At 34.0% G+C, this 21,481-nt stretch carries 22 protein-coding genes; 16 read left to right on the top strand and 6 right to left on the bottom strand.

Translation table 11 applies throughout. The features are described 5' to 3' along the window. Window positions 1-4: 4 nt before the first annotated feature. Entirely contained in the window at window positions 5-679 is a 675-nt protein-coding gene (locus ADIWIN_RS12610) for a succinate dehydrogenase cytochrome b subunit (protein WP_040757229.1), read from the bottom strand. 109 nt (window positions 680-788) lie between these two features. Beyond that, entirely contained in the window at window positions 789-3,632 is a 2,844-nt protein-coding gene (locus ADIWIN_RS12605) for a beta propeller repeat protein (RefSeq protein WP_020897572.1), read from the bottom strand. 300 nt (window positions 3,633-3,932) lie between these two features. Here ADIWIN_RS12605 and ADIWIN_RS12600 point away from each other — a divergent pair, with 300 nt between their 5' ends. Both ADIWIN_RS12600 and ADIWIN_RS12595 read left to right on the top strand, forming a co-directional pair. Continuing rightward, on the top strand, window positions 3,933-5,225 hold the full coding sequence (locus tag ADIWIN_RS12600; RefSeq protein ID WP_020897571.1) for an aminopeptidase P family protein: 1,293 nt from the start codon (window positions 3,933-3,935) through the stop codon (window positions 5,223-5,225). A gap of 92 nt (window positions 5,226-5,317) precedes the next feature. After that, a complete protein-coding gene (locus ADIWIN_RS12595; protein WP_020897570.1) occupies window positions 5,318-6,241 on the top strand; it encodes an EamA family transporter in 924 nt (307 codons plus the stop codon). A gap of 67 nt (window positions 6,242-6,308) precedes the next feature. Here the strand turns inward: ADIWIN_RS12595 and ADIWIN_RS12590 are convergent, their stop codons facing one another. The 3 genes from ADIWIN_RS12590 to ADIWIN_RS12580 are packed head-to-tail and all read right to left on the bottom strand — an operon-like array spanning window position 6,309 to window position 9,838. After that, window positions 6,309-7,013: a DNA adenine methylase gene (locus ADIWIN_RS12590; RefSeq protein ID WP_020897569.1), complete on the bottom strand. Its 705-nt coding sequence runs from the start codon at window positions 7,011-7,013 to the stop codon at window positions 6,309-6,311. Further along, entirely contained in the window at window positions 7,013-8,317 is a 1,305-nt protein-coding gene (locus ADIWIN_RS12585) for a branched-chain amino acid transport system II carrier protein (protein WP_020897568.1), read from the bottom strand. The genes ADIWIN_RS12590 and ADIWIN_RS12585 overlap by 1 nt, the downstream gene beginning before the upstream one ends. Continuing rightward, window positions 8,318-9,838 (bottom strand): serine hydrolase, encoded by a 1,521-nt coding sequence (locus ADIWIN_RS12580; RefSeq protein ID WP_235047111.1) that lies wholly within the window; start codon window positions 9,836-9,838, stop codon window positions 8,318-8,320. 126 nt (window positions 9,839-9,964) lie between these two features. On the opposite strand from ADIWIN_RS12580, the gene ADIWIN_RS12575 reads away from it, so the two are divergent. The 3 genes from ADIWIN_RS12575 (at window position 9,965) to ADIWIN_RS12570 (ending at window position 11,373) form a co-directional block, all read left to right on the top strand. After that, complete coding sequence (locus ADIWIN_RS12575) at window positions 9,965-10,750, top strand: alpha/beta fold hydrolase (protein WP_040757226.1); 786 nt, start codon at window positions 9,965-9,967, stop codon at window positions 10,748-10,750. Window positions 10,751-10,818: 68 nt separating this feature from the next. Then, complete coding sequence (locus tag ADIWIN_RS22430; protein WP_081669578.1) at window positions 10,819-11,061, top strand: DUF1660 family phage protein; 243 nt, start codon at window positions 10,819-10,821, stop codon at window positions 11,059-11,061. Between the two features lie 81 nt (window positions 11,062-11,142). Continuing rightward, a complete protein-coding gene (locus ADIWIN_RS12570; protein WP_040757224.1) occupies window positions 11,143-11,373 on the top strand; it encodes a DUF1660 family phage protein in 231 nt (76 codons plus the stop codon). Here the strand turns inward: ADIWIN_RS12570 and thiL are convergent. Next, on the bottom strand, window positions 11,357-12,409 hold the full coding sequence (gene thiL / locus ADIWIN_RS12565; protein WP_040757282.1) for a thiamine-phosphate kinase: 1,053 nt from the start codon (window positions 12,407-12,409) through the stop codon (window positions 11,357-11,359). The genes ADIWIN_RS12570 and thiL overlap by 17 nt on opposite strands. Window positions 12,410-12,695: 286 nt before the next feature. On the opposite strand from thiL, the gene ADIWIN_RS12560 reads away from it, so the two are divergent. The 11 genes from ADIWIN_RS12560 to ADIWIN_RS12510 all read left to right on the top strand — a co-directional run bounded on the left by ADIWIN_RS12560 (window position 12,696) and on the right by ADIWIN_RS12510 (window position 21,468). Continuing rightward, window positions 12,696-12,935, top strand: coding sequence for a hypothetical protein (locus tag ADIWIN_RS12560; protein WP_051155462.1), 240 nt, complete (start codon window positions 12,696-12,698; stop codon window positions 12,933-12,935). Between the two features lie 136 nt (window positions 12,936-13,071). Next, window positions 13,072-13,404, top strand: coding sequence for a HesB/IscA family protein (locus tag ADIWIN_RS12555; RefSeq protein ID WP_020897561.1), 333 nt, complete (start codon window positions 13,072-13,074; stop codon window positions 13,402-13,404). A 15-nt stretch (window positions 13,405-13,419) separates the two neighbouring features. After that, complete coding sequence (gene sufB, locus ADIWIN_RS12550; RefSeq protein ID WP_020897560.1) at window positions 13,420-14,868, top strand: Fe-S cluster assembly protein SufB; 1,449 nt, start codon at window positions 13,420-13,422, stop codon at window positions 14,866-14,868. A 22-nt stretch (window positions 14,869-14,890) separates the two neighbouring features. Beyond that, window positions 14,891-15,772, top strand: a complete 882-nt coding sequence (locus ADIWIN_RS12545; protein ID WP_020897559.1) for an N-acyl homoserine lactonase family protein — start codon at window positions 14,891-14,893, stop codon at window positions 15,770-15,772. A gap of 26 nt (window positions 15,773-15,798) precedes the next feature. Next, complete coding sequence (locus ADIWIN_RS12540; protein WP_020897558.1) at window positions 15,799-16,182, top strand: hypothetical protein; 384 nt, start codon at window positions 15,799-15,801, stop codon at window positions 16,180-16,182. Window positions 16,183-16,186: 4 nt separating this feature from the next. Further along, a complete protein-coding gene (gene sufC / locus ADIWIN_RS12535) occupies window positions 16,187-16,939 on the top strand; it encodes a Fe-S cluster assembly ATPase SufC (RefSeq protein ID WP_020897557.1) in 753 nt (250 codons plus the stop codon). Window positions 16,940-17,092: 153 nt separating this feature from the next. Further along, entirely contained in the window at window positions 17,093-18,406 is a 1,314-nt protein-coding gene (gene sufD / locus ADIWIN_RS12530) for a Fe-S cluster assembly protein SufD (protein WP_020897556.1), read from the top strand. A 122-nt stretch (window positions 18,407-18,528) separates the two neighbouring features. After that, window positions 18,529-19,743, top strand: coding sequence for an aminotransferase class V-fold PLP-dependent enzyme (locus tag ADIWIN_RS12525; RefSeq protein ID WP_020897555.1), 1,215 nt, complete (start codon window positions 18,529-18,531; stop codon window positions 19,741-19,743). A 45-nt stretch (window positions 19,744-19,788) separates the two neighbouring features. Next, complete coding sequence (locus ADIWIN_RS19675) at window positions 19,789-20,613, top strand: META domain-containing protein (protein WP_051155460.1); 825 nt, start codon at window positions 19,789-19,791, stop codon at window positions 20,611-20,613. 33 nt (window positions 20,614-20,646) lie between these two features. Continuing rightward, window positions 20,647-21,069, top strand: a complete 423-nt coding sequence (locus tag ADIWIN_RS12515) for a SufE family protein (RefSeq protein ID WP_020897553.1) — start codon at window positions 20,647-20,649, stop codon at window positions 21,067-21,069. A gap of 72 nt (window positions 21,070-21,141) precedes the next feature. Then, the gene (locus ADIWIN_RS12510; RefSeq protein WP_020897552.1) at window positions 21,142-21,468 is read left to right on the top strand and encodes a DUF59 domain-containing protein; all 327 of its coding nucleotides are present in this window, start codon (window positions 21,142-21,144) and stop codon (window positions 21,466-21,468) included. The last annotated feature ends 13 nt before the right edge of the window (window positions 21,469-21,481 follow it).

Raw genomic sequence — 21,481 nt, 5'->3', positions numbered from 1 at the left:
TGTTTTAATGATTAAGGTGATGAAATAATGCAATAAATATGAATCCTAATGGAATAATAATTGCATATGCTTTTCCGAATCCCTTTAATCCTTTTGTGTATTTATTATTTGCACCAACCGACTGAAAGGCTGAGCTAAATCCGTGTAATAAATGTAATGCTAAGAAAACAAAAGCAATAACATAAAGTACAACTCTCCACAAGTCTACAAACTTGTGTTGAAGCTCTTCGAAGTATCTAAATTCTCCGTTAGCAAGTTGTCCAGACATATCACCAACAATATATTTGGTGTTAATTTCTGGAAACCAAAAATCGTAGAAATGCAGCCCCATAAAAGCTAAAATAGCAGCTCCACTCCAAATCATATTTCTACTCATCCAAGTAGAATTTGCAGCACCATTATTTTTAGCATAAGAAATATTTCTTGCTTTATTGTTTTTAATCTCTAGTACAAATCCCATTACAAAATGGAAAATAACACCAAAAATTAATACAGGTTGCATCAGATATTGAATGACCCAAAACGTTCCCATAAAGTGTGATACTTCATTAAAAGTATCTGCACTGAAAACAGATAATAAATTAATTGCAAAGTGTTGTAATAAGAAAATCATTAGGAAGAAAGCCGAAAGTGCCATGGCAAATTTTCTTCCAATCGACGAATTTAGAATTCCGCTCATTGTATATTTTGATTTATTTAGTCTAACAAAGATACTGCGCAATTAACGTTTTCCCAACTACGCATTGTTATTATTAATTTATTTAGAATGAATTTAAGTAGGTTTTGATCTACTTAAATTCAAGTTTTGTATTTACACTATCAATCTGAATCTTGTAACTACCTCTTGGTAAATAGACTTTTTTGTTACCTGTTTCTTTAAAATGAATGTCCTTGTTTTCTTTCATTAAAGCCTTTTTTCCTTTATCTGTTAGCTCTAAATTATAATCTACGTAGTTAAAACCCTTAGTCACATCAATAGAAATACTATTTAATTCAGCTCCATTTTCAGAAAGAATTTTTAAAGTTTTATTCCCTGAAGAATTACTGTAAAATTGAATAGTTACCTCTGGCTCAAAAGAATTAGACCATGCACTCCAAGAACTTCCCCAACGTCCTGAATATCTTACAGGTTCCAAATCCATAAATGCAATCGACGTCGTAACGTTGCTCGTATTTAAAGTTTGAAGCGCTTCAATATTAGCTTTATAAAGACTACGTCCATGTGTACCTAATATTAAATCTTTAGCTTCAGGTTGAATTACAATATCATGGATAGCCACATTTGGAATGCCTTTTGAAAATACTTCCCAAGACTCTCCCATATCAAAAGACACATAAGCTCCATTATCCGTTCCTAAATACAATAGATTTTCGTTTGAAGGATCCTCTTTTATCACATTAACTGGCGACGTAGGAATAGTTGCTCCAATATCCTTCCAAGTTTCACCATAATCGTCGCTCATGTAGGCATACACTTTAAAATCATCCCAACGATACCCATTTAGAGTCACGTAAATGCGTTCTTTTTTGTGTTGTGACGCAATAACACGACTTACCCATAAATCTTTTGGTAATGTATTTGAAATTGTTGCCCAACTTCCACCTGCATCTTTAGTAACACTTACCACTCCATCATCACTTCCTGTGTAAATTAATCCAAATTGAAATGGACTTTCAATTATCGAAGACAAAGTTCCATACGCGACATTTCCTTTCTTGCCTCCATTGGTTAAATCCCCACTTATCGCTACGAAATCATCACCTTTATTCATAGAACGCATCAATTTATTACCTCCTAAATATAAAATATCCTGATTGTGAGGCGATAATAATATGGGTGTTTGCCAGTTAAAGCGGTATGGAGTTTCACCTAAAGTATGTTTCGGCTGAATGTATGTTTGCTCACTCGTCTCACGATTAATTCTGAAATAATTTCCGAACTGAAAGCCTGTATAAACAATATTTGCATCACGACTATCAATCTGAATTTGCATACCATCTCCCCCCATTAATTCTTCCCATGGATAGTGACCACTTTGATGCCAAGCTTTATTTTCGCGTGCATTACTAGCACCAACCCAAACACCATTATCCTGCAAGCCTCCGTAAATGTTATATGGTGTTTCATTATCCACATTTATAGCATAAAACTGACCAACAGCTACCGAGTTTAACTTTGTCCAACTTTCACCATCATCATAACTCATATTTAATCCACCATCATTACCATTAATTAGATGACCTTTCATTTTAGGGTTTACCCAAAGAGCCTGGTGATCTGCATGTACATTTTCGCGACTAATAGACGTAAATGTTTTGCCAGCATCTTTCGACTTTAATAATGGCACACCTAAAATGTAAATTCCATTTTTATCTTGTGGATCTACTCTAATTTCTCCAAAATAATAGCCATAACTGTAATACAGACCGTCAATGTAATCTTCATGCGTTTTCTTCCAAGTTTTACCACCATCGGTACTTTTATAAACCTCTGCTCCAACTACGGGAGTGTCGAACAACATCGCATTAGCATCTTCTAAATAATGTGCCAAATCTATAGGTTTTACAGAACCACTACTTACCAATTGTTTGATGTTAGAGGCACGATGTTTTTCATGAAATCCATTCGTTTTGAGGTATTCATTCAATTTTTTGTCTTCAAGTTTCATAAACGCATCAACACTCATGGTTTTGAAATCCTCTTTTGTTAATCCTGAAACATCTTTACTTTTAGCTTCTTCTGGTCTATGGAATTGACTATCGTGCAACGCATAAATCGTATGTTCATCGAACATGGTTATACCAATCCTACCAACTCCATCACCTATTGGAAAACCACTATTTTTAGTTGAAACCTTTTCCCAAGTATCACCTCCATTTACACTTTTAAATATCGCAGAATTATTGCCATTTCCAGTAAAATTCCAAGCTTTTCGATCTCTAGTCCAAGATGTTGCAAAAAGCACTTCAAAATTATTTGGCGCATGTTGCACATCAATAATGCCGCTCATAGCATCAACAAACAAAGTCTGTTTCCATGTTTTTCCACCATCTACTGTTTTGTAAATTCCGCGTTCTTCATTGGAAGAATATAAGTGACCAGTCGCCCCAACAATCACCTCATTCGGATTGTTAGGATTAATAAGAATACGTCCAATATGGTGGGAATCCGATAAACCAACATGTTCCCAATTTTTGCCGTTATCATTAGATTTCAACACTCCAATACCTGAATAGCTAGAACGTGAACTATTATTTTCACCTGTACCAACCCAAATAGTTCTGCTTTGCCAATCTACAGCAATATCTCCTATATTCTGTGTTGCAGCATTATCAAAAATTGGAGTAAAAGTTGTGCCGTTATTCACCGTATGCCAAACGCCACCAGAAGCATAACCGACATAAAATTCCGAGGGAGTATCTGGATTCACATCCACATCTACCACTCTACCACTCATAACTGTAGGTCCGATATTTTTAAAGGGTACATTTTTTACCAATGACGTTTCTGTCATTTTTTGTTTTTGAACCAAAGCTTTAGTGGTAATATCTGCAGAAGTTGCCTGTTGCTGAGCGAAGGCAAAAAACGAGCTTACAAAAAGAGTAAACGATAAGAATTTTAATTTAAACATAGTGGTTGGTTGTTAATGCTACGAGACATTCATAACTAAATTTTGATACTTAAAGGAATGATTATACGGATGTGCCATGTGACCATTGAAAAGCAATAAATATAACCACATAAAATTAAGCTTTTCAGAATGAAACTTCATAAAAGTGTCTTAATATTTAATAGATTCTAGCTTTGGACTTTTGCTTGCAGTATTAGTTTCACTACTTTTGATACTGAACTGAAATCACAACATTTCACACGCATACATAGAATTTATTTCGACTGCACTCAGTGTGATAACATTTAAAATTTTACTCTCATGAAATATGATTTAATAGATAATCAACTATTTATAAAAAACCGTAAAAACTTTATGGCTCAGATGAGACCTAGTAGTTTAGCTGTTTTTAACTCTAATGATATTTATCCTATAAGTGCAGATAGCACGCTTCCTTTTGCACAGCACAGAGATATATTTTATTTAAGCGGAGTGGACCAAGAAGAAAGTATTTTGGTTTTATTTCCAGGTTGTCCTAAAGAAAAACATCGTGAAATTTTATTCTTAAAAGAAACTAACGAACATATTGCTGTTTGGGAAGGCGAAAAACTCACCAAAGAAAAAGCCTTTGGAACCTCTGGAATCAAAACCGTGTATTGGTTAAAAGACATGGAAAAGGTGCTATTTGAATTAATGACACAATGCGACACCGTCTACATTAACACCAACGAACATTACAGAGCCAATGTAGAAACAGAAACACGCGAAGACCGTTTTACAAAATGGTTAAAAGACAAATATCCTGCGCATAGTGTTGCTAAGAGCAATCCTATTTTACAACGTTTACGTTCTGTAAAAGATCAAATAGAATTAGATTTAATTCAACAAGCCTGTAATATTACAGAAAAAGGATTTAGACGCGTTTTAAAGTTTACGAAGCCTGGTGTTTATGAATACAACTTGGAAGCAGAGTTTATGCACGAGTTCCTTAACAACCGTTCTAAAGGATTTTCATACACTCCAATTATTGGTTCTGGTAACAACGCCAACGTCTTACATTATATTGAAAACAACCAACCTTGTAAAGCTGGTGATTTAATTTTAATTGATGCTGGTGCAGAATACGCTAATTACGCTAGTGATATGACACGTACAATTCCGGTTTCTGGAAAATTCAATGACCGACAAAAGGATGTTTATAACGCTGTAAATCGCGTTAAAAATGACGCTACTAAAATGCTTGTTCCTGGTACATTATGGGAACAATACCATGTTGAAGTTGGAAAACTAATGACGTCAGAACTTTTAGGCTTAGGCTTATTAGACAAAGCAGATGTACAAAATGAAAACCCAGATTGGCCAGCTTATAAAAAATACTTTATGCACGGAACGTCACACCATATGGGATTAGATACTCATGATTATGGAATTTTAACTGAGCCAATGAAAGCTAATATGGTTTTTACTGTTGAACCTGGAATTTATATTCCTGCTGAAGGTTTTGGTATTCGCTTAGAAGATGATGTGGTCATACAAAATTCAGGAGAACCGTTTAATTTGATGCGCAATATTCCTATTGAAGTTGAAGAGATTGAGGATATCATGAATTCTTAATTTTAAAATATCCTTAAATATTAAAAAACTTGTAAGTTCATTATGTAGCTTGCAAGTTTTTTTGATTACCGCTAATCTCTAAATTATAGGACATGAAATTGACTAAAGAACGTCTTTATATACTACTAGCATTTTTTTCGATTTATGTTATTTGGGGCTCCACATATTTATTGAACAAAATTTTAGTTAGTCAATTAGCACCTTTATACGCAGCTTCTATTCGATTTATTACAGCAAGTATCTTGATTTTTACTATTGCCAAATTTTTAAAAATTCCTTTGAAAATCACAAAGCGACAACTACGAAATACAGCAATTGCTGGTTTTTTGTTTTTAACAATCGGAAATGGTTTAGTCGTTTGGGCCTTAAAGTCTGTTGATAGCGGTTTTGCTGCTTTAGAAATTTCGGCGCAACCCTTGGTTGTATTAATTTTATTGCGAATTTTAGAAGGCAAAAAAATACAGCCTATGTCCATATTAGGTGTTGTTATTGGTTGTATCGGTATTTATTTGTTAGTCAGTCAACGTGAAATGATTGGACAAGAAGGTATGGTTACCGGAATGATTATGATTTTTATATGCATGCTAAGCTGGGCCTATTGTAGTCTCTTTGTATCGAAAGCCGACTTACCTTCAAACTTTTTTGTGAATACTGGCTACCAAATGTTATTTGGAGGTGCTATGTTATTAATTGGCAGCCTTATTGCTGGCGAAGAACGACTCCCTTTTTCGAGCTGGAATACTGAAATCATAAACTCCATGGGAATGCTCATCATTTTTGGAAGCATCGTTGCTTTTACAGCGTTTAACTATTTATTAAGTAAGGTATCTCCAGAAAAAGTAGCCACCTCTACGTACGTAAATCCAATCGTAGCTTTAATTTTAGGATGGTATTTTTTAGATGAAACCTTTTCGGCACAATCTATAATTGCCGCGGCTGTTTTACTCACCGGTGTGTATTTTATTAACACTAAAAAGACCATTACGCTTTTTAAACGCTTCAAAAAAGAAATTTAAGAGAATCGAAACAACACATTAATGATTGACTTTGCTGCATTATAAAAAGTCAAATTCCCACAACGATTTAGCCTTCAAATACAAACAATCGTTCCAGAGCAACTTTAGGAGCTAAGTTTTCAACATGCCAAGAAAATGTTGTTTTTGCAGGTTTTTCCCAAACACATTTAAAATCTTCTGGCGCATTATATTCACTAACAAATACTTGGTGACCCGCTTTGCTTTGTTGTCTGCACCATTCCCAGAATTTCTCATGATTAAAGCTATCCCGATACTTCGTCGTAGATTGATAAGGTGGGTCGCAATAGATAATGCTTTTTTTTGGAATCTCTAATTCAGTATACGATTTACAAGATAAAATAACACCTTTCAAATTTGGGACTTGCTTAGTAATATTACGATAGTGTTCTCCCCAATAATCGCGTTTACCTTCTTTATCGCGTCTATAACCCGCAAACCATTTTCCACCAAAAGAATTAAACCCAACATAACCCACGACATGTTTTGGGTATTGCTCTTGGTTATATTTGATATGCTTATAATCTTTTTCAGATACTAATTGTGGTGGATCCCAATTTTCATTGACTAAAGCTTCCCACATGGCCATTAGTTCTTGGTGCTGATCGTTGGCAATTCTAATTCCATCAATCTTATCAATCATATTCATACCACCTGCAAATGGCTCAAGATAAGGTTGGTTTTCTCTTCTATCCTTCAGAATAATTGGCAGTAAATCTTTAGCAAAACGCGCCTTGCTCCCCATGTATTTCATTATCTCTTTTTCATTTTCTGTTGAATAAAAGACGAAATCACGAAGACTAAAAAAGCAGGCAAAACCCAACCTAAACTTTGGCTAGAAAATGGAATATAATCGGTTACTATTTTTAAGCCTTCAGATGGACTAACAAAACCAATCACATCTGGAATACTAAACAAAAAGGTCACAAGAACGACCGTTCTAAATATCAAAGGTGTTGCTATTTTTTCTGGCAATACATTTAATAAAATAAGCACAATCGTAATAGGATAGATAAATAATAATACCGGAATCGCAACAACTATAATAGAATTAAAATCCAATTGACCCATAGAAATTCCGAGAACACTTGCTAAAATAGCTGTAACAATATAAACCGTTTGTGAGTCACCTAATAAGCCTTTAAAATAATCTGCCGTACCAGCCACAATACCAATGGCAGTTGTAAAACAAGCTAATGAAATTAGAATACTTAAAACGGTATTTCCAAATTCACCTAAAGCTGAAATACTGATATGTCGTAATAAATTGGCACGTTGCATATCACTACTTAAATCTGCATTAATATTAATTTCAGAACTATAATAAGCTCCCACAGAAATTAAACCTGCATAAATAACAAATAAACCCAAACCTGCTATAAAACCTGATTTACGAATTAAGGTGCGCTTAGAACTGTACGCCTCAACAGCCATGTTTTTAAAATTCAAGGAAATAATGATTACTGCTCCAACAACCACTGCTCCAATAGCATCAAAAGTTTGATAGCCTTCTAGAATTCCTGTAGCAATAGGCGTTTCAAATTGAGAAATCCCTGTACTAAATTCAGAAGAAAATAAACCAATACTAATGACCGCCAAAAGCATGATAACAATAAACGGCGTTAAAAATTTTCCGATAAGACTTAATATTTTTGAACGGTTAAGCACAAAAACTAACACAAGTAAAAAATAAATAGAGCTCGTTAATAAAGGAGAGGTTCCAAAAGCTGGAAAGATTGCAATTTCATGCGTTGCCGCAGCTGTTCTTGGAGACGGAATAGCCACCGCAATAATATAGATTAAAATACAATAAATTAAACTAAAGGTTGGAGATACTTTTTTACCAAAATCGAATAACGTCCCTTGAAGTCTGGCGTGTGCAAAAATTCCAAGGATAGGAATTACCACAGCGGTAATCATAAAACCAATAGTTACCCAAATCCAATCGTCACCAGAATTATACCCCAATAAAGGTGGTAACAGTAAATTACCTGCTCCAAAAAATAATGAGAACAATGCAAAACTAGTAATTAAAAGTTCTTTGCGTTTTATATCCACTTAGTTCGTTTTCTTAAGTTCCAAATCACCAAAATCGAAACTAAAATCAGTAATTGGCGCAATATAGTTCATGGTCGCTGAAACCGCTTCTCCTTTTTCATTAAAGGTGAATTTCACGTAAACATCTGCATCATAACTTCTATCGTTCCATTTCGCCACAAAGGTAGTTGCATTTAACGGCAACAACTCACCGAACAATCTTGATGAACGCTTACTCTTTATAGTGTATCCTTTTTTTGCATCGTGAGAAATCATCACATCACCAAACCAATCGTCTGTATAAGTCCCGATAATTTGTTCTGGTTTCGGTATTGATTTAAGCGTTTTTGCCTTTTCAACTTTTGAATACACTGCAGCTTTTATACTGTCGTTATAGATAATATTATCGGCATTAGATTTCCCGTATTTCTCCAACCAATTTCGATTTTCATAACCGAGATAAGCATCTTTAATTGTATTTGTGATGGTATTAAAAGCGGAACCATTCATTTGATTCGTTAATACCACAATGCCTAAATCTAAATCCGGGATCATAGTAAACTGTGTTACGGTTCCCAATAACCCTCCTGTATGATAGACTTGCTTATGACCTTCTTTAACATCAGCAACAAACCAACCTAACCCATAACCTTTAAAATTAGAATTATAGGAATCATTAGGAGATACATTTAAAGGAGTTTGTAATTGCCAAAGTTCATGAAATTGTTTAGTACTTAATAAACGCTCACCGTTTTCGGAAACAGCATCATTCATTAAAAATTGAGCCCAGGTTAACATATCTGGAACATTACTTACAATTCCTCCTGCAGGATTAGCAGTTTCACTCCAATCATGTGGAATCTGAATTACCTTACCTTCAGCCATAGTATGCGCATCAATAATATTCGATTTATCTGAAACACGATTATAAGATGCTTTACTATTTGTCATTCCAACTGGTTTCATAATCTTGGTTTCAATAAAGTCTTCCCAAGACAAACCACTCACCCGTTTTAAAACTTCACCTGCTATGATGAACATATTGTTATTATACGCAAATTTGCTTCTAAATGAACTTTCAGGTTCTAAATATTTTACATTATTAATAATGTCGTTCACTGTAAAATCACTTCCTTCAGGAAAAAACATTAAATCTCCTGCTCCCAATCCTAATCCACTGCGATGTGTTACCAAATCTCTAACCGTAAATTCTTCAGTTACCCAAGCATCGTGTAATTGAAATTCCGGAATATGTTTACGCACTTTATCATCCCAATTCAATTGACCAGCATCAACCATCATCGCCAATGCAAAACACGTAAATCCTTTACTATTAGATGCAACACCAACTAAAGTCTCATCGTTCATGTCTTTTTTATTGGTTAGCGAACGCACACCATGACCTTTAGCATACACTACGTTTCCATCTTTATAAATACCGACAGAAATACCAGGCACATCAAAAGTCGTTAAGGTTTCTTTTATTAAATTATCGAGCTGTTGTTCTCCAATTTGAGCGCTTAGCAAGAAAACTGAATTCAATAGGAGTATTGTAAAAAAGCGTTTTAAAACCATTAAATTTTTAATTTAGTTTGAAAGATCTCAAAGATACTAAAATGTTATAATCATTAAGGAGCTGTAATACTTTCAAAATCTATATTTGCAAATATGATTTTAAATTACAAAAATAGTCGCATTCATTATACAACTGAAGGCAAGGGAGATTCGATCGTCTTACTTCACGGATTTCTTGAAAGTGTTGAAATGTGGCAAGATTTAGTCACTGAGTTTTCTACAACTAATAATGTTATTTGTATTGATTTATTGGGGCATGGCAAAACAGATTGTATTGGCTATGTGCACACCATGGAAGCTATGGCAGAAGCCGTTTTGGCGGTTTTAGAACATTTAAATATTGAGAATACACATGTTGTTGGTCATTCCATGGGAGGTTACGTGGCCTTGGCTTTAGCAGAAAAGAAACCAGAATTATTTAAGGGACTATGCTTAATGAACTCTACCTATGAAACCGATGATAATACTCGGAAACGTATAAGAACGCGTGCTTCTGAAATGGCACAGCAAAATTATGAGGTGTTAGTTCAAATGTCTTTCGCTAATTTATTTGCTCCTGAAAGCAAAGTTAAATATGAAGCTGCCTACGAAAAAGCACTTCAGTTAGCATTAGAAACACCACTTCAAGGCTACATTGCTGCGCAAGAAGGCATGAAGCTTAGACCCGATCGTTTTGAAGTGTTGAAAAACTTAAAATGTAAAAAAATAATTATTGCTGGCAAAAAGGATAGCTTAATAGATACGGATCAAATCCTAGAAAAAATTAAAACTACAGACATTGATTTTATAGAATTTTCAGAAGGCCATATGAGTTATATCGAAAATAAATCAGAATTATCTGACAATATTTTACTCTTTATCGAAAATTCACCCCTTTAAACGTTTTATTTTATTTTATTTTCTAAGTTTACCATAGAGATTAAAAATAATTTGTAAACCAACCTATTATGACACCTAGCAAATTCTACTGTGATTTATTTGGACATAATTATCACATTACCAAAAAAGTCACCAACCACGTTAAGGAGTACACTTGCAAATGTTGCAAAAAACAATTGACAACAAACAGCAACGGAAGACTCACTGAATTAACAGCTAAATATCAAGAGATTAATTCGGCATTAGAACGCATTTACAACAATAAATCGATGCGTTTGAAGCGAAAAACACTCACTTCATCGATTTGTTAATTGTTAACAACTTATAAGTAACTAATTTTCTTATATTTAAATCCCTATAAAAAGTGATAATATCTCTAAGAAAACTAGTTAATGAAAAACATTTATTGCTCATTATTTGGTCACGACTATAAAGTGTCCAAAAATGTTACTTATCATGTTAAAGAATATAAGTGTAAAAATTGTAAAACAGAAATGACCATTGATGGCGACGGAAAATTTATTCCCTTAACACCAAAATTCAAAGAAATTAATCGTGTGCTAAATCGTGTACACACTAAGCGCTTAGAAAAAGGACAAAAACTTTTTATGCTTGATCTGTAAGCGCATTCCAACCTTTAGCTATAATCTGAATTTTTTCATCAGCTCTTGTAACTAAGTGCATACCTCTGTCTTCTTCAGTCATATAACCAATAACTGTTAGGTTTGGATTGCCTTTTATTTTCGGGAAATCTTCTTGAGAAATTGTCATTAACAATTCATAATCCTCACCACCATTTAAAGCAATTGTGGTGCTATCTAAATTAAATTCCTCACAGGTTGAAATCACTTGAGGATCTAATGGTATTTTCTCCTCATAAAGATCTACACCAACCTTACTTTGTTTACATAAATGAATAATTTCAGAAGAAATTCCGTCACTAACATCTATCATACTTGTAGGTTTTACATCTAATTCCTTTAATAATTCTACAATATCTTTTCGAGCTTCAGGTTTTAACTGACGTTCTATAATGTAGGTATACATTGATAAATCAGGTTGATTATTTGGGTTCACCTTAAACACTTCTTTTTCGCGTTCTAAAACTTGCAATCCCATAAAAGCTCCACCAATGTCACCAGTAATCACTAATAAGTCATTTGGCTTTGCACCAGATCTTAATACTTCTTTTCCTTTTTCAACTTCTCCAATCGCAGTTACAGAAATAATTAAACCAGAAGTAGAAGACGTTGTATCTCCTCCCACCACATCAACATTATAAAATTTAGAAGCGGCTGTAATACCAGCATATAATTCTTCAAGTGCTTCTAAAGGAAAACGATTAGAAACCGCTATAGATACTGTTACTTGTGTAGCCACAGCATTCATTGCATAGATATCCGATAAATTAACAACAATAGCTTTATAACCTAAATGTTTTAAAGGAGCATAACTCAAATCGAAATGCACACCTTCTACCAACAAATCCGTAGAAACAACCACTTGCTTTTTACCAAAGCTAAGTACCGCTGCATCATCACCAATACCTTTAACAGTTGATTTTTGGGTGACTTTAAAATGATCCGTTAAGTGCTCAATCAATTTAAATTCTCCTAATTCACTCAATGGAGTACGCTGTGGGTTTTTATCTTCTATCATACTGCAAAAATATTGTGCTTTTTTTGAATAGGTTGCATGAATAGAATTATTTATTACTAATTTAATATAAATCAAAAACTGAAAACCAAAAAAATCATGATATTTCTCTACATGTTCTTGGGTTTTCTGATGCAATTATTTATACCATTTCTTTTTTAAAAATACCCGTTAAAAGGTATGTTTTATTATAAAAATATCAAATCCATATGCATTTCATCGAAAAAGTAGGCATTTTGACATGATTTAGATATGGTTTACTAAATTGCTCTACCCTAAGTCAATAAAAATGAAACCTAACTCTACTAAAGCATTACCATGTGCTATTTTTGGCCATAACTATCAAAGATCCAAAACTAATATCGATCACACCATTGAAATGACCTGTTCGCATTGCGATACAGTTGTGGTTACAGATCGTCATGGAAATTTTGAAACTATCACAGTTTCTAACACTCAAATCGCAGATACATTACAGGAATTATATCGTCTTACTAGACGTATACCTAAAACAAAAGTAGCTGTATAATTATACATTCTTCTCGGTTTACCTTGAATAGCCAAACCCTATCAAACCATATGCTAATATAATGTTAGTACCTATGGTAAAACCCTTGTTATATCGTATATTTGCATTCTATTTAGAACTAATCTAGTTAAACGATATGATTAAAGTATCTGATCACGCAAAAAAGAAAGTCATAGAACTTATGACCGATGATGGTTATGACCCAAGCACAGACTATGTTAGAGTTGGTGTTAAGAGCGGAGGCTGTTCTGGTTTGTCATATGATTTAAAATTTGACAAAGAACAAGCTGCTGAAGACGATAAAGTATTTGAAGTCAATGATATTAAAATCATTGTTGACAAAAAGAGCTTTCTCTACCTCATTGGTACTACACTAGAATATTCTGGAGGCTTAAACGGAACAGGTTTCGTTTTTAACAACCCAAATGCCAACCGAACTTGCGGTTGCGGTGAATCTTTTTCACTATAAAAAATTAAAACACACATGTCAAAATATACAGAAGACGATCTTAGAGAAGAATTAAAAACCAAAGAATACGAATACGGTTTTTTCACAGATATAGAATCTGAAACATTTCCAATTGGTTTAAATGAAGACATCGTTCGCGCTATTTCAATGAAAAAAGAAGAGCCCGAATGGATGACAGAATGGCGATTAGACGCTTTTAAAATTTGGAAAGAAATGGCTGAGCCTGAATGGGCAAACGTGCGTTACAAAAAACCAGACTTTCAGGCTATTGCTTATTATTCTGCACCAGTTTCTGTTGACCCGAACAAAACCTTAGACGATGTAGATCCTGATCTTTTAGCTATGTATAAAAAGTTAGGAATCTCAGTAGATGAGCAAAAGAAAATGAATAATGTTGCGATGGACATCGTTGTTGATTCCGTTTCTGTTGCCACAACATTCAAAAAGACTTTATCTGAAAAAGGTATCATTTTTATGAGTATCTCTGAAGCCATAAAAGAGCACCCGGAACTTGTAAGAAAATATATTGGTAGCATTGTCCCAACCAAAGATAACTTTTACGCCGCTTTAAATTCTGCAGTATTTAGTGATGGTTCTTTCTGTTATATTCCAAAAGGTGTTAGATGTCCTATGGAATTATCAACGTATTTTAGAATAAACCAAGGTGGAACAGGCCAATTTGAAAGAACACTTCTTATTGCTGACGAAGGCAGTTATGTTTCTTATTTAGAAGGTTGTACTGCGCCAAGTCGTGATGAAAACCAATTACACGCAGCCGTTGTAGAATTAATTGCAATGGATGATGCCGAAATAAAATATTCTACTGTACAAAACTGGTATCCAGGAAATGCAGAAGGAAAAGGTGGTGTTTACAATTTTGTTACTAAAAGAGGGCTTTGTGAGAAAAATGCAAAAATCTCATGGACACAAGTTGAAACCGGTTCTGCCGTAACTTGGAAATACCCTTCATGTATCTTAAAAGGTGATAATTCAGTAGGCGAATTTTATTCTATTGCGGTGACTAATAATTATCAGCAAGCAGATACTGGTACTAAAATGATTCACTTAGGTAAAAACACAAAATCAACGATTATATCTAAGGGTATTTCAGCTGGTAAATCACAAAATTCGTATCGTGGATTGGTTCAGATTGGTGCACGTGCAGATAATGCGCGTAACTTTTCGCAATGTGATAGTTTATTAATGGGAAATGAATGTGGTGCACATACCTTCCCTTATATAGAAGCTAAAAACAAAACTGCGATGATTGAGCATGAAGCTACGACAAGTAAGATTGGTGAAGATCAAATTTTCTATTGTAACCAAAGAGGTATTGATACCGAAAAAGCAATTGCACTAATTGTAAATGGTTTTAGTAAAGAAGTCCTAAATAAATTACCAATGGAATTTGCTGTGGAAGCTCAAAAATTATTAGAAATTAGCTTAGAAGGTTCTGTAGGATAACATCTAAAAATAGCTCTCAAGCATGAAAAAAACACTATTCATATTAACCTTAGCTTTAGCATTTGTATCGTGTAAAGACTTCAAAGACGGAGTTAAAGACGGTTATAATGATGCCAAAGCAGAAGCTGAAGCAACTCAAAAGGAAGGTGTAAAATTATATGCACTAGACGGAGGAACAGTACAAGTGAACATGCTAGAGATTTTTTCTCAAGACACAACCTACCAAGGACAATCAAAAACTTTTGCTGATGCTTTTTATATTATTGAACATCCAAAAGGTCGAATGCTTTGGGATGCTGGTTTAGCTGAAGGTTTGGTTGGTCAAGATCCATTTACAACTCCAGATGGAGCATTTACAGTCTCTCGTAAGGATTCTGTAGTCTCTCAACTTAAAGCGTTGAATTTAACACCAGAGGATTTTGATTTTATTGCCTTATCGCACACACATTTTGACCATTCTGGTTCGGCTTCCAAATTTGCGGATGCTACTTGGTTAGTCCAAACCGCAGAATACGATTTCATTACTAGCGAAGAACAAAAACAAGGTGATAACTATGCTGCAATTGCCGCTTTAACTAATGTTAAAAAACTTAATGGAGAATATGATGTTTTTGGTGATGGAACGGTTATAATTAAATCCATGCCTGGGCATACACCTGGACATCAGGCGTTATTCTTAAAATTAGAAAACGCTGGCAATATATTATTAGCAGGTGATTTATATCATTTTCAAGAAAATAGAGATAATAAAGGGGTTCCAAGTTTTAACTACGATGTAGATGCCACCCTAAAAAGTATGGACCTTTTTGAGGCTTTCGCAAAAGAAACTAATGCCGATGTTTATATTCAGCATAGTGCCGACGATTTTAACCGATTACCAAAATATCCAAAATATTTAGACTAATGTTAAGAAACTCATTCGTAATACTAATGTGCCTTGCACTATTTATTTCTTGTAAAAACGAAGCAAAACAAGACGTTAACCTTGAAGAAAATCGTGCAAAATCCTTCGATCAAAATGATGGATTTATAACTCTAAAAGGAGACTTTGTGTATTTCGCAGATGCGGCAGTTTTACAAACATCAACAGAAATTTATGGTGTTGTAATTGATAAGAATATGCACAAGTTAGATGCGCAAACAAAAGCATTTAAAAAAGAAGATACTGATATGGTTCCTGTAACCATAAGAGTTAGAAAATTCGAAAAAAACAAAGACGAAGAAGGCTGGCAATATAGAGTAGAAATCAAAGAAATCCTTAAAGTGGAAGCGCCAGACCCAAATAAAGAAGATGTTATAAAATTAGCAAATTAAGACTATGTTAAAGATCAATAATTTACACGCAAGTATAGAAGATAAAGCCATTTTAAAAGGTATTAATCTCGAAGTTAAAGCAGGAGAAGTTCATGCTATAATGGGTCCAAACGGCTCAGGTAAAAGTACACTAGCCTCAGTAATTGCTGGTAAAGAAGAATACGAAATTACAGAAGGGAATATATTTTTAGAAGGCGAAGACATCGAAGAATTAGCCGCTGAAGAGCGTGCACATAAAGGTGTGTTTTTATCTTTTCAATACCCAATTGAAATACCAGGAGTTAGTGTTACTAACTTTATAAAAACGGCCATTAACGAAACTCGTAAAGCTAAAGGTTTAGACGATATGCCAGCAAAAGATATGCTGAAAATGATCAGAGAAAAATCTGAACTTTTAGAAATTGATCGTAAATTTTTATCACGTTCATTAAACCAAGGGTTTTCTGGTGGTGAGAAAAAAAGAAACGAAATCTTTCAAATGGCAATGTTAGAACCAAAATTAGCCATCTTAGATGAAACGGATTCTGGTTTAGATATTGATGCATTGCGTATTGTTGCCAATGGAGTAAATAAATTAAAGTCTAAAGACAACGCTGTAATTGTTATTACGCATTACCAACGTTTATTAGATTATATCGTTCCAGATTTTGTACATGTATTACTCAACGGTAAAATTGTAAAATCAGGAGGAAAAGAATTAGCACACGAGTTGGAAGCTAAAGGTTATGATTGGATTAAAGAAGAGGTTAACGCATAATTAGTAGGCAGTGGTCAGTCTTCAGTAAGCAGCAACTTACTCAGATGTGACTATTTGTAGCAAAAACATTAAATCAAGTATTAATTCTTCGAATTATAGTTTGCCATTAAGCCAACTGAAGACTGAAGGACTTATTACTGAAGACTTAAAAACATGAGTTTAAAAGAAAAATTAGTATCGTCATTTATGGCATTTGAGGACACAGTTGATGTGCACTCGTCAGTACATGATATTCGTACTGAAGCTATAAAGACTTTTGAAGCTGAAGGATTTCCTTCTAAGCGTCAAGAAGATTGGAAATATACATCATTGAATTCTATTTTAAAACACGATTATAGTGTTTTTCCTAAGCATGACAATGACATAGAATTTAAAGACGTAAAAAAATATTTTATTCATGAAATTGATGCGTATAAAATCATCTTTATCGATGGAAAATACGCCTCTCACTTGTCACAAACCACGCATGATGGTTTAGATGTTTGTTTAATGTCTGCGGCTTTAACCAAACCTAAATACAAAGTAATTATTGATAATTATTTCAATAAAATTGCGAAAAAAGATGGCTTATCTTCTTTGAATACAGCATTTTCAATGGAAGGTGCGTACATCAATATCCCTAAGAATAAAGTGGTTGAAAAACCGATTCAAATCATTCATTTTTCAACAGGAAACGAAGCTGCCGTAATGTTGCAACCGCGTAACTTGATTGTAGTGAATGAAAATTCGCATGTTCAGATTATTGAGCGTCATCAGAGTTTAACGGATAACCCTGTTTTAACGAATAGTGTGACAGAAATTTTCGCGAATAAACGTGCGATTGTTGATTATTATAAAATTCAGAATGATAGACAAAGTGCGTCATTAATTGACAACACTTTTATCAATCAGAAGCAGGAAAGTTTAGCCAAAGTGCACACCTTTTCTTTCGGTGGAAAATTAATTAGAAACAACCTTGAGTTTTACCAAAACGGAGAGCGTATAGATTCTACCATGAAAGGTATTACCATTATAGGAGATAAACAACACGTAGATCACAACACGTTAGTACACCATATTGAACCAAATTGTGAGAGCCACCAAGATTACAAAGGTATCTTTGACGATAGCTCTACAGGTGTTTTTAATGGTAAAGTTGTCGTTGAAAAATTAGCACAGAAAACCAACGCATTTCAGGCAAATAATAACATTTTAATTAGCGATAAAGCCAGCATAAATACCAAACCTCAACTTGAAATTTTTGCAGACGATGTAAAATGTTCTCATGGTTGTACCATTGGTCAGCTAGATGAAAGTGCAATGTTTTATTTGCGTTCTAGAGGAATTCCTGAAAAAGAAGCACGCGCTTTATTAATGTTTGCCTTTAGTAATAACGTTTTAGATTCTGTGAAAATTCCAGAAATTAAGAATAGAATTACAAAGATTATTGCGAATAAGTTGGGTGTAAATATTGGGTTTGATTTATAAAGTATAAATATATATTTCTAGTGAGTTTCATTATCTAACTAGGCCAATTATACTTGAAATTTTAATATAAAAAACCTCAAAGATTTTTAAAACCTTTGAGGTTTCAGCTTTAAAAGAAACACATGTTAGACGTACAAAAAATAAGAAAAGACTTCCCTATCCTTAACCGTAAGGTTAACGGAAAACAACTCATATATTTCGATAATGCTGCAACATCACAAACACCTCAGCAAGTGATTGATGTTATCGTAGATTATTATAGTAATTACAATGCTAATATTCACCGAGGTGTACATAGCTTGAGCCAAGAAGCAACCGATGCCTATGAGCAAGCACGTCTAAAAATCCAGAAGCATTTTAATGCCAAGAACAGTCATGAAATAATTTTCACTTCTGGCACCACACATAGCATTAACTTAGTTGCTAATGGTTTTTCTTCACTCTTAAAAAAAGGTGATGAAATTATTGTTTCTGCTTTGGAACACCATAGCAATATTGTGCCATGGCAAATGCTTTGTGAACGTACAGGAGCTAGTTTGAAAGTCATTCCTATGAATGAAAATGGAGAATTAATCCTTTCAGAATACGAGGCACTTTTAAATAAAAACACAAAACTGGTTTTTGTAAATCATATTTCAAATGCTTTAGGCACCATAAACCCAATTGAATATATTATAGAAAAAGCACATGCTGTTGGTGCAGCAGTTTTAGTTGATGGCGCACAATCTTGCCCGCACCTAAAACCAGACGTGCAAGCATTAGATGTTGATTTCTACGTATGTTCTGCCCACAAAATTTGTGGACCAACAGGTGTTGGAATGCTTTATGGAAAGGAAGAATGGCTCAACAAATTACCACCTTACCAAGGAGGAGGAGAAATGATTGCAGAAGTGTCGTTTGAAAAAACGACTTATGCTGGCCTACCACATAAATTTGAAGCTGGTACACCAAACATCTGCGGAGGCATTGCCTTCGGAGCGGCTTTAGACTATATGAATGCTATTGGTTTTGAAAATATCGCTGAATACGAAAATGAATTGTTAGAGTACGGGACAGCAGAATTACAAAAAATTGAAGGTTTAAAAATTTACGGCACAGCAAAAGAGAAAACCTCTGTTATTTCATTTAACGTTGGATCTATTCACCCGTATGATATTGGGACTATACTAGACAAAATGGGCATCGCTGTACGAACAGGTCATCATTGCGCACAACCTATTATGGACTTTTACAAGATTCCAGGAACCATTAGAGCGTCTTTTATGTTTTATAATACAAAAGAAGAAATTGATGCTTTTATTACGGCTTTAAAGAAAGCAATTATGATGCTCTCGTAGACTTTGGCATTAAAAGTGTATTTACCTATTTAAAAACTATAAATGATGAAATTTATACTCAGTTTAGTCGCGCTTTTAATCACTGTAAGCTCATGTAAATCGAATACAGACGTTGTTGAAAACAGCAAAACCATGCAAGAACATCTTTCAGGAACGTATTATATAACGCAATTAGAAGGTAATGATATTACTTTAAACAAACTCGAAATAACTTTTGATGAAACTTCAAATAAAGTCAATGGAACAGCCGGCTGCAATAGTTTCTTCGGGAATTATTCAACAGAAAATAATACTATTACATTTGGAGATATTGGAGCGACTAAAAAATTATGTTCTAAAAACATTATGGCCATTGAAGCGTATTTTTTAAAATCTTTGAGTTTAGTAGATTCGTTTTCCGTAGATGCTAATGGTGGGATTTCACTTCTAGCAAACGATAAGATTTTAATTACAGCGACCCGTACTGCTCAGACAACTAAAAAAAGTGATGAGATTAACGATAATTATATAACGGCTGTTAAATATCAAACTTCAACAAGAGGTTTTTTTAATTTCATTCTTATTTCGAAAAATAAAATCGCTATTTCCGAAGATCGAAGTCTTCAAAACATTAAAAATTATAACATTGACGCTACTCAGTGGAATGAACTTAAAAGTTTAATAGATGCTACAGATTTAGAAGGCCTATTAAAACTAACACCACCTTCTCAAAATCACCAGCATGATGGAGCTGCACACGCCACTTTAGCGTTACAAATAGGTGATATTGAATATATGACTCCGACATTTGACCATGGCAATCCTCCAAAAGCCATTGAAGCTTTAGTTAATAAAGTGTTATCCATTAAAGAAAACACCGTAAAACAGTAGCGATTTTGTAATTTTGCACAAAAGGATGAGACTATGACTATTGAAGACGTACAAAACGAAATTATTGATGAGTTCGCTATGTTTGAAGATTGGGAGGAACGCTACCAATACATGATAGATTTAGGTAAGGACTTACCAATAATAGACGAAAAATATAAGACTGAAGATAATATTATAAAAGGTTGCCAGAGTAAAGTTTGGGTTCACGCCAATATGGAAGATGACAAAGTGAACTTTACTGCAGATAGCGATGCCATTATAACTAAAGGTATTATAGCGATATTAATTAGAGTATTTTCTAATCAGCATCCAAAAGACATTCTTGAAGCTAACACCGATTTTATTGATAAAATCGGACTAAAAGAACACTTATCACCTACTAGAGCAAACGGCTTGGTTAGTATGATAAAACAATTAAAATTGTATGCTATTGCATACCAAACACAATTAAACTAGTTTATCTTTTTTGTTTAAAAGTTAAAAACTAACCCAGAACAATTAAAATTATAAACGCACAAATTCAAAGACATGAGCAAACCAACTATAGATACAGCAGCATTAGGAGAAAAAATCCTAAGAGTTATAAAAACTATTTACGATCCAGAAATCCCAGTTGACATCTACGAACTAGGATTAATCTATGACGTTTTTGTAAACGAAGATTTTGAGGTTAAAATCTTAATGACATTAACAACACCAAATTGTCCGGTAGCTGAAACTTTACCTTTAGAGGTTGAAGAAAAAGTGAAGTCCATTAATGAAGTTAAAGATGCTGAAGTAGAGATTACTTTCGATCCACCTTGGTCACAAGAACTTATGAGCGAAGAAGCTAAGTTAGAGCTTGGGATGCTTTAATTAAAAGGAATAC

This window comes from Winogradskyella psychrotolerans RS-3, from assembly GCF_000427335.1.
GTDB classification, from domain to species: Bacteria; Bacteroidota; Bacteroidia; order Flavobacteriales; family Flavobacteriaceae; genus Winogradskyella; species Winogradskyella psychrotolerans.
This window is presented reverse-complemented; position numbering and strand designations above follow the sequence as displayed.